Annotated in this window: 7 protein-coding genes; all 7 read left to right on the top strand. The window is 34.5% G+C overall.

Translation table 11 applies throughout. From position 1 onward, the window contains the following. Positions 1-13: 13 nt before the first annotated feature. A complete protein-coding gene (locus QYS48_RS04285; protein ID WP_302127748.1) occupies positions 14-910 on the top strand; it encodes a bifunctional 5,10-methylenetetrahydrofolate dehydrogenase/5,10-methenyltetrahydrofolate cyclohydrolase in 897 nt (298 codons plus the stop codon). After that, positions 891-1,514 carry a 7-carboxy-7-deazaguanine synthase QueE gene (locus QYS48_RS04280; RefSeq protein WP_308357659.1) on the top strand — a complete coding sequence of 208 codons (624 nt, stop codon included), beginning with the start codon at positions 891-893 and terminating at the stop codon, positions 1,512-1,514. The genes QYS48_RS04285 and QYS48_RS04280 overlap by 20 nt, the downstream gene beginning before the upstream one ends. A 46-nt stretch (positions 1,515-1,560) precedes the next feature. Continuing rightward, positions 1,561-3,420 (top strand): OmpA family protein, encoded by a 1,860-nt coding sequence (locus QYS48_RS04275; protein ID WP_308357658.1) that lies wholly within the window; start codon positions 1,561-1,563, stop codon positions 3,418-3,420. A 220-nt stretch (positions 3,421-3,640) separates the two neighbouring features. After that, positions 3,641-6,973 carry a SusC/RagA family TonB-linked outer membrane protein gene (locus QYS48_RS04270; protein WP_308357657.1) on the top strand — a complete coding sequence of 1,111 codons (3,333 nt, stop codon included), beginning with the start codon at positions 3,641-3,643 and terminating at the stop codon, positions 6,971-6,973. Between the two features lie 11 nt (positions 6,974-6,984). Further along, positions 6,985-8,358, top strand: a complete 1,374-nt coding sequence (locus QYS48_RS04265; RefSeq protein WP_308357656.1) for a SusD/RagB family nutrient-binding outer membrane lipoprotein — start codon at positions 6,985-6,987, stop codon at positions 8,356-8,358. Positions 8,359-8,587: 229 nt separating this feature from the next. Further along, the gene (locus QYS48_RS04260) at positions 8,588-9,214 is read left to right on the top strand and encodes a hypothetical protein (RefSeq protein WP_308357655.1); all 627 of its coding nucleotides are present in this window, start codon (positions 8,588-8,590) and stop codon (positions 9,212-9,214) included. 460 nt (positions 9,215-9,674) lie between these two features. After that, positions 9,675-12,653, top strand: coding sequence for a TonB-dependent receptor (locus QYS48_RS04255; RefSeq protein WP_308357654.1), 2,979 nt, complete (start codon positions 9,675-9,677; stop codon positions 12,651-12,653). The last annotated feature ends 10 nt before the right edge of the window (positions 12,654-12,663 follow it).

The raw sequence follows: 12,663 nt of genomic DNA, 5'->3' as shown, positions 1-12,663 counted from the left end.
TAAGCATATTACCATGCCTATTATATTAGATGGGAAGAAGATTTCTTCTCAAATCAAGGAAGAGTTAAAAGAAAAAGTTGAACTTCTTAAAAAAGAAGGGGGAAAGGTGCCTCATCTTTCAGCTATCTTAGTAGGGAATGATGGTGCAAGTCAAACTTATGTAGAAGCAAAAGTAAGAGACTGCCAGGAAATAGGCTTCGAATCTTCAAAATTAGTGTTTGATGATTCCATTTCAGAAGAAGAGCTTTTAGCTGAAGTTGAAAAGCTTAATAATGACGAAAGAGTGGATGGTTTTATAGTACAGTTGCCACTTCCAAAACATATAAATGTAGATAAGGTATTAAATGCAATTAATCCTGAAAAGGATGTGGATGGCTTCCACCCTGTTAATTATGGTAGAATGGCATCTAATTTACCGGCTTATATTCCTGCTACTCCATTTGGAGTAATGGAATTTTTAAAGAGATATGAAATTCCAACTAGGGGAAAGCATTGTGTGGTAGTAGGTAGAAGTCATATCGTAGGTTCACCAGTATCTATTTTGATGGGAAGTGCTAATTACCCTGGTGATGCAACGGTTACACTAACGCATAGATATACCGAAAATTTAGCTCAATATACCAAACAAGCAGACATTTTGATTGTTGCGGTAGGAAAACCAGGATTAATCACAGGAGATATGGTTAAAGATGGCGTGATTGTGATTGATGTGGGAACCACAAGAGTTCCTGATACAACAAAGAAGTCTGGTTTTGCACTTAAAGGTGATGTTATTTTTGAAGAGGTATCTAAAAAAGCATCTCATATATCACCAGTTCCTGGGGGTGTAGGTCCCATGACAAGGGCTGGATTATTAATGAATACCTGGTTAGCTGCTCAAAAAGAAGTATATGGAAAAGAACTTGTTTGATCCAGAAGTAGAACTTCCAATAATGGAAGCTTTTTACACCATCCAAGGGGAGGGGTATCATAGTGGGAAACCAGCATATTTTATTCGATTAGCCGGTTGCGATGTCGGTTGCGTTTGGTGCGATGTGAAAGATAGTTGGGATGCTGAAAAATGGCCAATTAAAAATATTGATGAGCTAGTAGATGAGGCTTACAAATATGAGTCAAGGTTAGCGGTTATTACAGGAGGTGAACCTTATATGTATGATTTGCATGGCTTAACAAAAAGATTATTACAAAAAGGCTTTCATGTAAATGTAGAGACATCTGGAGCGCATCCGTACACAGGTATGACAGATTGGGTCTGTCTTTCTCCTAAAAAGTATAAGGCCCCTTTGGATGAATGGTATGAAGTAGCTAATGAATTAAAAATCATTATTTATAATAAGTCGGATTTTAAATGGGCTGAAGAGCATGCGGCCAAAGTGAATGAAGACTGCAAATTACTCCTTCAGCCAGAATGGGGTAAAAGGGAAGAAATGATGCCACTTATTGTAGAGTATGTGAAAAATAATCCACAATGGAACATTTCATTGCAAACGCATAAATATCTTCAGATCCCATAATAATATAAATGCTTTTGAAATTCTGCCGTAAGCGGTATCTTGGGGTATGGATTTCAAAAAAATAACTTTTCTAATATCTCTAATCTTAATATCGTTTAGTTCATACTCACAGGATTATAAGCGAAAAACAGAGAGGCTATTAAATAAGTCAGAAGAGGCTTTAGGTCAAAGAGACTGGCCGGGAGCTGTTCGTTACTTGGAAGAAGCCATTTCGATAGAGCCTCAAAATCATTACTTGTATCTTGAAAAGGCCAGTTTACTTTATACAATAAATGATTTACCTAAAGTTTTAGAAGCCCTTCAAAAAGCGTTTTCTATTGAAGAAAATTGGCCAGCTCGATATACCGACTACTATTTTATTCTTGGAAAAGAGTCATTTGATAAGGGGAAATATGAACAAGCTAAAAGACCTTTGGAGATATATGAGCAAAGAGGATATAAGGATGATTATGTAAGGATGAGTAAAATCATTCTTAAATCGATTGATTTCGCCCTTTCTGAAATAGAAAGTTATCAAGAAAATTCCAATCCAGTAAAATCTATTAATTCAGAGAGTATCTTCAGGAGCATATATTTTCCTTTTTTCACATTGTACCCATCTGAGTTTTTGTACTTCACCGGGCAAAGAGTTAGAAATATAGAAGAGGGAATTTACAGAGCGAAAATTTCTGGTACTGAATTTCAGAAATTAGAAGAAGTACCTGTCATTAATTCCAAAGAGAATGAAGGGGCGGCTGCAATTTCTGCTGACGGTCGAGTAATGGTATTTACCAGTTGTAATAGGCGTGACGGTTTTGGCAGCTGCGACCTTTATATATCCTATTATGAAGGAGATGCGTGGCAAAAACCAGTGAATTTGGGAGAGAAAGTAAATACTGCAGCCTGGGAATCGCAACCCTTTTTATCATCAGATGGGCGATTTCTTTTGTTCAGCTCTAATAGAAGAGGAGGTTATGGGAAACGCGATCTTTATTATTCATTAAATATTAATGGAGAGTGGTCTAGAGCTAAAAATCTAGGATCGAAAGTAAATACATTTGCCGATGAAATTTCTCCTTTTCTAAAACTTTCTAACGATTCGCTTTTTTTTAGTTCTAATGGCAGAGTAGGAATGGGAGGATTTGATTTGTATAAAACAGCATGGCCCTTAGATGTTGATAGCATAGAAAATGTTGGTTTGCCTATTAACACTTATAATAATGAATTATCATTTCACGAGAAATTTGATGGAGACAGATATTGGTCAAGGGAGTTAGATAGCGATGCTAAATATCCTCCAGCCAAAGTGTTTTTTCAAAAGCATGAAAAAACTGAAAGAATCAATCTGGTTTTTGGAGAGGTTACAGATGCGACTACTGAAAAAAATATTAAAGCAAGAATCCAAATTTATGATTTAGAATTAGATAGTTTGATTCAAGAAACCTATAGTAATTCTAATAGTGGCCTTTATCAAGTAATTATTCCTAAACCATCAGACTATTCTTTTTATGTAGAAGCTCCTGGATATTTGTTTACCTCTCGAAAGTTAGATGTTAGTGAGGAAAGAACTGAATTAAATTTCAAATTAAAACCTATTAAAGAAAACGAGACTGTAATATTAAACAATATATACTTTGAGTTTGATAGCTACGAATTATCAGAAAAATCGAAAAATGAGATTAATAAAATTGCTGATTTTTTAATTAATAATCCTCAAGTTAAGATTGAAATTGGTGGGTATACTGATCTGGTTGGATCTAAATCATACAATAAAACACTTTCGCAAAAGCGTGCTAATGCAGTTTATAATAGCCTTTTAGAATTTCCAGAAATTGAAAAAGATAATATTTCAGCAAGAGGGTATGGAGCGGAAAAACTTCCAACAGGAGAATTTAAAAAGACAGTTGTTGTAAAAGTAATAAAATGAATATAAATATTAATAAAATGCAATTATAATCATATAAGTACTAATGTAATTATATTGATATTATATTGTATAAACACATAAAATAATTGAATATACTGATATTTATCATCTTTTCAAATATATATTCTGCATATACAAGGCAAAAAAATTAATATTTTGTAGGAATTCTTACTTTTCCTTAGTTACATTTAAGATATTTTTTAACCTAATTGTAACAAGTATGAAAAAGATTCTACTAACATGTTTAATGTTGGTGTTCGTGCTATACGCATGGGCACAGGATCGCACCGTAAGTGGTAAGGTTACTGACGCTGATACAGGCGGAGCTTTACCAGGTGTGAACGTTTTATTAAAAGGAACAGGCACTGGTGTTACCACTGACTTAGATGGTAACTTTAAAATCTCTGTTCCCTCTGATGGAGGTACATTAGTATTTACCTTTATTGGTATGGCAGCTCAAGAAGTTGAAATCGGATCTAGATCTGTTATTAATGTTGAAATGGAAACGGATATTCAACAACTAAGTGAAGTTGTGGTAACCGCTTTAGGTTTCGAAGCAGATAGAGATAAGTTAGGAGCTTCTAGTTCATCAATTGATGGAGGAGCTGTTGCTGAATCTGGTGAAAAAACTTTATTAGATGGTTTACAAGGAAAAGCTTCAGGTGTTAATATCACAAGTACAAGTGGTGACCCAGGAGCGGGTGGTAGAATTGTAATTAGAGGTGCAACTTCTATTACAGGTAACTTACAGCCATTAATCGTGATTGACGGTGTACCTATGTATAACTCATCTAGTTATGGTGAAGGATCAAGTTCCGTAGCTGGAGTGGCTCAACAGTCTCGTTTAAATGATATTAACCCTAATGATATTGCAAGTGTAGAAGTATTGAAAGGTGCATCTGCAGCAGCAGTTTGGGGTTCCAGAGCAGCTAATGGTGTATTAGTGATTACTACAAAGAAAGGTACTGCTGGAAAGAAAGATTGGTCAGTTTCTGTTACTAGTCGCTATGCAGTAGATCAAATTAATAAGGAGGTTGATTTACAATATGATTATGGCCAAGGTTTTGGCGGTTACTACGATCCCGGATTTGGGGTAAATGGAGGAAATTCTTTATCATGGGGTGATAGGATTTCTGATAGAAGTGGTGGTACAGATAATTTTATAACTGATCCTAATGCTCCTGGATATTTAGGTTATTTTGAATCGGATAATAGTGATAATTTATATTATGCTATAGCACCTGGTGAGGTTGGTAATGTTCACGGTGGAAAGAATGACAGAAGTGTTTATAATCCTCATGATGCTATTTTTCAAAATGGTTTAACCGTATTCAATTCAATAGGCTTACAAAATGCTGATGAGAACGGTAATGTTTTCATGAGTTTCTCGAATCAAAATCAGAGAGGTATTGTAAAAGCAAATAGTAATTACATCAGAAATACTGCAAGATTAAATGCTACTCGTTTTGTTACGGAAACTGTTACAGCAACAATTAACGCAAACTATTCTAATATTACTTCTGATAGAATACAAATGGGATCGAATACATCTGGTTTATTATTAGGTGCATTAAGAAATCCAGCTGACTTCAATATGTTAGATTATACGGGTACTTATTATGATGTTAATGGAATACCAAATCCAGACAGACAACGTGCCTATAGAAATCCATTAGGTCGAAGAGTAACATCTTCTTATGACAACCCATTATGGACAGTAGATAACAATCTCAGCAGCACTAAAGTAGATCGTGTTATTGGTAAAATGGAATTACAGTATGATCCTATTAGCTGGTTAAATCTAACCGGTAGAGTAGGTTTAGATACTTATTATGATGAAAGAAATGACTTTATCAATGAGGCGGCAGCAACCTCTCCAGGTGGTTTTTATGCAAAGGAATTAATCTCTGAAACTCAGATAAATGCTGATTTTATCGCTAGAGCAAATGCAAATATTACTGAAGATATTACGGGTAATTTCTTAGTGGGTGCTAACTGGAATGATAGAAAGTTCAGTAATGTTGGTTCTTCAATCACCAATTTTATTAACACTGCTTCTCCACCCGATGTAGGAAACTCCCCAGCATCTGCTAGAGGAAATATTGGTGAGGAGTCTCATATCAGATCAATCGGTTATTATTCAACAGCATCTTTTGGCTTCTATGATCAAGTATTCTTAAATGCAAGTGGTAGATTAGATTACTTCTCTGCTTTCCCAGTTGAAAATAATTCTTTTTTCTATCCTAGTGCAGATGTGGCTTGGCAATTTTCTAAGTTAATGCCTGCAAGTAATTTATTTAGTTTTGGTAAATTAAGAGCATCATACGGACAAGTAGGTAGGGCGCCAGGAGCATATTCAACGCAAACTTTCTATATCGGTGCTGCCTATACAGATGGATGGGGTCAAAACCTTGATGCTGCTCAATATGGTGGTGGTTTTAGACAAAGTTCTCAAGCAGGAAACCCTGACATACTTCCAGAAGTGAAAACTGAGGTAGAATTTGGTGTGGATTTAAGATTTTTGAATGATTTAATGAGTTTATCAGCAACCTATTATGATAATACTACTGATAATTTAATTGTTGCAAAGGAATTGCCTAACAGTACTGGATTTGCTACTACCATTGCAAATGCTGCAGAAATTAATAACAAAGGTATAGAAGTAGAATTAGATGCTACTGTTTATAAATCAGATGATTTGAGTGTTAATATCTATGGTAACTGGTTCAGAAACAGAAATGAAGTAGTTTCAATTGAAGGAACTGATGAAATCTCTTTGGCTGGATTTACTGGGTCTACTTCCAGTGCAGTTGTGGGTGAGCAATTAGGTGTTATCTACGGTGACAGATGGGATAGAGATGAAGCAGGTAATTTTATATTAGATGAAAATGGGTTTCCTCAATTAGCGGGTACTCCTGGAGTATTAGGTGATCCTAATCCAGATTGGAGAGCAGCTATGGGTTCTCAGTTAAGCTTTAAAGGCTTTTCACTTAATGTTTTATTCGAGCATAGCCAGGGCGGAGAAATTTGGAATGGTACTAAAGGTGCTTTAGCTTATTTTGGTAGAGCAGGGTATACAGATCACACGGTTACATTGACTGCTGCTCAAGCAAGTACTTTATTAAACTATGCTGGAGCTACAGCTGAGGACTGGTATGGACCGGACTTTCAAAACTCTGATGGATCATATACTGTAAGAGGCTATGTTCAAGATTTCGGTGATGGTGACGTCTTAGTTGATGGTTCAGCTTATTGGTCAGGCCCATTTAGTGGTTTTACTGGTCCAGCGGAGCAATTCATGGAAGATGCTACTTTTACTCGTTTAAGAGAATTAACAATCGGTTATGATTTATCAACTTTTGATTTTATAGATAAAGTTGGTTTAACTGGAGCTTCAGTTGATTTAACTGGACGTAACTTATTATTATGGACAGACTATACAGGAGTTGACCCTAATACTAACTTAGGTGGTGCTACAAATGGTTTAGGATTAGATTATTTCAATAATCCTTCAACTAGGTCTTATGTGGTTACTTTAAATCTTAAATTTTAATCCTAAGAATCATGAAAAAAATTAATTTTATATATCTATTTGTAGTACTTGCATTATTTGGTACTGCATGTACGGATGATTTTGAAGAAATCAATACGAGTCCTAATAGTGCAACTGATGCACCTTTAAACTCATTAATAATTGCATCTCAAGTAAGTATTATGGGGGTTTATGAGAGTGAAGATGCACGGCTAGCTTCAATGTGGACTAGACAATTTACTGGTTTTGAGCGTCAGTATGCTAGTTACCATGTATATTCAGTTACTTCTGAGGTGTTCTCTTTCTTTAATACCTATATTGGAGCTATTCAGCCTGCTTTAGATGCAGAAGTTAAAGCGGCAGAAATCAACAATACTAAAGTTGTTGGTATGCTTAAAGTAATGAGAGCTATGACTTATGGATATATGGCTTCTCTTTACGGAGATATTCCAATGATGGAAGCTAATTCATATCCTGAAATTCAAAATCCAGCATATCAAGGTCAGGCTGCTGTTTATGCTGCAGTTCAAACCATGTTAGATGAAGGAATCAGTGATTTAGCTGGTGCTGGTGGTATTCCTGCAAGTGCGGATATCTTCTTCGGTGGAGATTCAGATGCTTGGACAGAAGTAGCGTATTCATTAAAAGCTAGATATTATTTACATACAGGCCAGAATGCTGAAGCAGTTGCTGCAGCAGCAAATGGTATTTCTAGTACGACTAATGATATGTTAACTGTACATGGAACTTCTGTAAGTGCCAACCAAAACTCTTGGTATGACTTTCTAGTAATCCAAAGAGATGGTTATTTAAGAGCTACGGATTCGTATTTAGCGGAATTACTGGATTCGACTCAAGTTAATTATAGAGGGAATGCAAAAACAGACGAAGGAGAAAGATTTAATGATATTTTCGTAGGGACTGCTGGTGATTACGATTTAAATATTGATAGCATGTTTGCAGCTTCGGCTTCATTTCCTTTGGTGTCTTTTTATGAAACTAGATTGATTGCGGCAGAAGCATTGTTAAATCAAAATCTTACTGCAAATCAGGCTGCAGCTTTAGCTGAGCTTAATGCGGTAAGAGCTGCAGTCGAATCGGAATTCGGAGGTAGATATGATGCATATGTTTTAGCTGATTTTGCTGCTGGCGGAATAGCCAATAATGGAGGAAGTCCTGGAGCTTCTCTTTTAGAAGAGATACTTGAAGAGAAGTATGTTTCCTTAGTTGGGCAGGTTGAAGTATTTAATGACTTAAGAAGATTAGATAATCCATTAGGTCTTGCTACAACAAATGGTTCGCGTTTCCCTGAAAGATTCTTATATCCAACGGATGAGGTGAACTCAAATGATAACGTACCTAATCCTTTACCAGGATTATTTGATCCAACACCAGTTAATCAATAATTAAAATAAATTTTAAGTTGAAAAAGCCAGCATAATTATGTTGGCTTTTTTTGTGGATAAATAATGTAATTAAATATAGTTATTTTGTAATACACTAGTCTTAATTATTTATTTGTGTGAGTTTTCACTAACTTAAAGTTATATTTTATTCATTATTTAATCTATTACTTAGATGCGGGTTATAGTTTTATTAATTCTTTTTTCATCATCGTTTCAATTATATGGTCAAATGGCCAGTCATAAATTTTTACAGCTACGTGATTTTACTGGGGGTGTTAAGCCAAACGCCACTTATTTTGTAGACAGAATAAAATATGATGGTGTAAAAGGAACACCCTATATGTTTGAAGAGTTTTTGCCAAGCATTTTGTTAACTACAGATTCCGGAGATTATTACTTAGAACAAACGAATATCAATTTGCTGTCCAAAAACTTTGAAATATTAGATAAAAGGCAAGCTTTTACATTTGATAATAACCAAATACTATTAATCGATTTTAAATTAAAAAATCGAACTTCAGTTAAAGTGAGATATATTTCAATGTTAAATGAATATGTAGAAATATTATTTGATGATGATATTAAGTTACTATTGGCTTATGATCTAGAAATTAAAGAACCAGATTATAGACCAGATTTAAATATTGGTTCAAAACTTACTACTTACAATAAAGAAAAATTCTATTATATCTGGAATGGCAAAACAGAATTTTCGCCAATAAATAACAAAAGGGATGCTAAAAAGTACTTAAAAGAAAACTATCCAAATAAAAATGTAAAAATGATGCTTAAACCTCATTCATTTAAAACACAAAGTGACCTAATAAAGCTTGTTGAAGATATTAATTCATTGTGAATTCTACTCTAAACATATAACATTTAACCTACTCAGTTTATGTTACTTCTAAGTATGATTTTTTGATCATGTTAATTTAAAATGTCTAATAGATAAAATATTAGTTACAATAATATTTATTATTTGCTTTAGCAAAATATCTAATTACTCTACAAGAGTATATTTTGTTTTTTGTATTAATATAAATATTAAATTTTGAATTAATAAAATTTGCAAATGTTATTGCAAAGCGATCTTCCAAATAAAAATAATAATATTAAAACAATTTTATTCTCCCTTAGTTTTCGATGAATCTATTGCGAAAATATGTCTTATATCAATAATAGACTATAGTGTATCGAAATATATATGAATTATTTGGCAAGCAATTTTCAAGAAAAATTTATATTTCGTTATGATTATTAAATTATTGTTATGTACATTTAAGCTTTAATTATTGTTAACCTAAACTAAAATAAGTATGAAAAAGATTCTACTAACATGTTTCATGTTGGTGTTCGTGCTACATGCATGGGCACAGGATCGCACCGTTAGTGGTAAGGTGACTGATGCCGAAACAGGCGAGTCATTACCAGGTGTGAACGTATTATTAAAAGGTACTGGTACAGGTATTACCACCGATTTAGATGGTAATTACAAGATTTCAGTTCCATCAGAAGGCGGGACTTTGGTTTTCACATTCATAGGAATGAAAAATCAAGAGATTGCAATCGGATCACAATCTGTAATAAACGTACAAATGACTACAGATATCGAACAATTAAGTGAGGTAGTTGTAGTTGGATACGGAACAACATTAAAGACAGAATTAACTGGATCAGTTTCATCTGTTGATTCTGAAACTTTGACCAGAGTTCCAGTTGTTGCACCTGATCAAGCTTTACAAGGACTTGCTTCTGGTGTTTTTGTTTCTGGTACAAACGGGACAGCAGGTTCAGGTATGAATATTCGTGTACGTGGACAAACTTCAATTAACGCTGGTAATGCACCTTTATATGTAGTTGACGGTGTTGTTGTTCAATCAGGTAACCTTGCTCAAAATGGCGTAGGGGGTGATACTCAAAACGCTCTAAACAATATCAATCCTGCTGATATTGAATCAATTCAAGTTTTGAAGGATGCTTCTCAAACTGCAATTTATGGTGCTAGAGCAGCAAATGGTGTTGTTTTAATCACAACGAAAAGAGGTCAATCTGGAAAAGCTCAGATTAATTTAAGAGCTTGGACTGGTGTTGGTCAACCTACTCAAACTTTGAGAAAAGCTTCTGCAGCTGAACAAATCGAATTAGAAAGAGAAGGATTTTTAAATGATAATCCAGGCGCAATACCTCCTACCGATGCTGAGTTGGGTTGGGATGGTGTTACCGATGTAGATTGGATAGATGAAATTTTCAGAAATGCATCAATTTCAGAATATAATTTAAATGCATCTGGTGGTACAGATGAATTTAAATATTTTGTGTCAGGTGGTTTCAGAGATGAAGAGGGTGTTGTAATTGGTAATGATTTTTCAAGATACTCTTTTAGAACAAATATAGATTATAAAGCTTCAGAAAAGCTGGATTTTCAATCAAGTGTTAACTTAACAAGAAGTGTTACAAATAGATTGTCAGGTGATAATAATATCTACGGTATCTACAGTGCAGCTATATTAACTCCTGCTACTAGAGGAATCAGAGATGCTGAAACAGGTGAGTTTATTGACGCACTTCCTAGTTTTAATACAAACCCAGTTAGAGCTGCTTTAAGATCTAGAAATGAGGTAACCAATAATAGAGTAGTTGCGAATTTTAATTTCAATTATAATATTTTGCCTGGTTTAGATTTTAAAACAGATTTCTCATATGACTATATTTATTTTAAAGAAGACGTTTACAGACCAGTTTCTACTGCTCAAGGACGTGGTACAAACGGTACAGGTAACTATTCTCAAACTGAGTTAGGTACTTGGATTATTGAACCAACTTTAAGATACACAAACATTTTTGGTGCAGCACATAAAGTTACAGGGGTATTAGGAGCGACTTTACAAGAGCGTACTAGGTTCACTGATTTTGCTTCAGGTACTGGATTTGCAAGAGAAGATTTATCTTATTTAACTTCTGCAGCAATCCCAACAGGTGCTTCATCATTTACAGATATTTATAGTTTCAACTCAATATTTGGTAGAGTTAATTATGCTTATGATGAAAAATACCTTGCTACTGCTACAATTAGAAGAGATGGTTCTTCAAGATTTGGTCCTGATAGAAGATTCGGATTATTCTGGGCAGTGTCAGGGGGATGGAACTTTTCTGAAGAAGATTTCTTCAATGTTGATTTCATTACCTTTGGTAAGCTAAGAGCATCTTATGGTGTAACTGGTAACGACCAAATTGGTAACTTTACTTATATTGGAGCATTTACAGGAGGAGCTAACTATTTAGATAGACCAGCTTCTGCACCTTCTCAATTAGAGAATCCGAATTTACAATGGGAGGAGACAGAATCTCTTGATATTGGTTTTGAATTAGCAATGTTTAGAAATAGACTAAACTTGAATGCAGGTGTATTCCAGCAAAATACTACTCAATTATTATTTGCTGATCCTGTTCCATGGACTACTGGATTCGGAAGTGTACAATCAAACCTTGGAGAAGTTCAAAATAGAGGAATTGAAATTGATGTTAGTACAGTAAATGTTGATGCTGGAGATTTCAGATGGAATACTAATTTCAATATTTCGTTCTTAGAAAACGAAGTAATAAGGATAAATAGTGAAGAGCCTATATTACAAGGTTTTGCAAGTGCTATTATCCAAGGACAACCATTAAATACATTTTATGGTCTAAAATGGTTAGGTGTTGATCCTGCAACAGGACAATCTCAATTTGAGGACTTAAACGGAGATGGAATTATTGGTGGAGACGACAACCAGGTAATTGGTGATCACCAACCAGATTTCTTAGGTGGTATGAACAACAGTTTTTCATACAAAGGATTTACATTAGATGCATTCTTCCAATTTGTTTATGGTGTTGATGTATTTAATAATACCTTAGGATTTTCTCAAAACGTATCTGGTCCATGGGGATTAGACAAGTCTGTTTATGAAAGAAGATGGCAACAACCAGGTGATGTAACTGATATTCCTAGAGCTTCACAAACATCTTCAATCGACTTTACACAAGATAATTCTAGATTTTTATCAGATGGATCATATTTGAGATTGAAAAATGTGACTTTTGCATATAATTTCCCATCAGAATTGATAGAGAAAGCGAACATTAGAAGCTTAAGAGTATTCGTACAAGGTCAAAATCTTTTAACCTTTACAAATTATAATGGAGCAGACCCTGAGGTAAGTTCTTTTGGAGCCGTTAATAATGCTTTAGGTACTGACTTTTTAACTATTCCTCAAATCAAGATGGTTTCTGGAGGAATTAATATAGGACTATAAATTTATGCAA

The organism is Marivirga arenosa (assembly GCF_030503895.2).
Classification (GTDB): Bacteria; Bacteroidota; Bacteroidia; order Cytophagales; family Cyclobacteriaceae; genus Marivirga; species Marivirga arenosa.
This window is presented reverse-complemented; position numbering and strand designations above follow the sequence as displayed.

What these genes read in the sequence shown, in the direction of transcription:
- QYS48_RS04285 (WP_302127748.1), top strand. Translation starts at nt 14, where the DNA reads ATGCCTATTATATTAGATGGGAAGAAGATTTCTTCTCAAATCAAGGAA.
- QYS48_RS04280 (WP_308357659.1), top strand. Translation starts at nt 891, where the DNA reads ATGGAAAAGAACTTGTTTGATCCAGAAGTAGAACTTCCAATAATGGAA.
- QYS48_RS04275 (WP_308357658.1), top strand. Translation starts at nt 1,561, where the DNA reads ATGGATTTCAAAAAAATAACTTTTCTAATATCTCTAATCTTAATATCG.
- QYS48_RS04270 (WP_308357657.1), top strand. Translation starts at nt 3,641, where the DNA reads ATGAAAAAGATTCTACTAACATGTTTAATGTTGGTGTTCGTGCTATAC.
- QYS48_RS04265 (WP_308357656.1), top strand. Translation starts at nt 6,985, where the DNA reads ATGAAAAAAATTAATTTTATATATCTATTTGTAGTACTTGCATTATTT.
- QYS48_RS04260 (WP_308357655.1), top strand. Translation starts at nt 8,588, where the DNA reads ATGGCCAGTCATAAATTTTTACAGCTACGTGATTTTACTGGGGGTGTT.
- QYS48_RS04255 (WP_308357654.1), top strand. Translation starts at nt 9,675, where the DNA reads ATGAAAAAGATTCTACTAACATGTTTCATGTTGGTGTTCGTGCTACAT.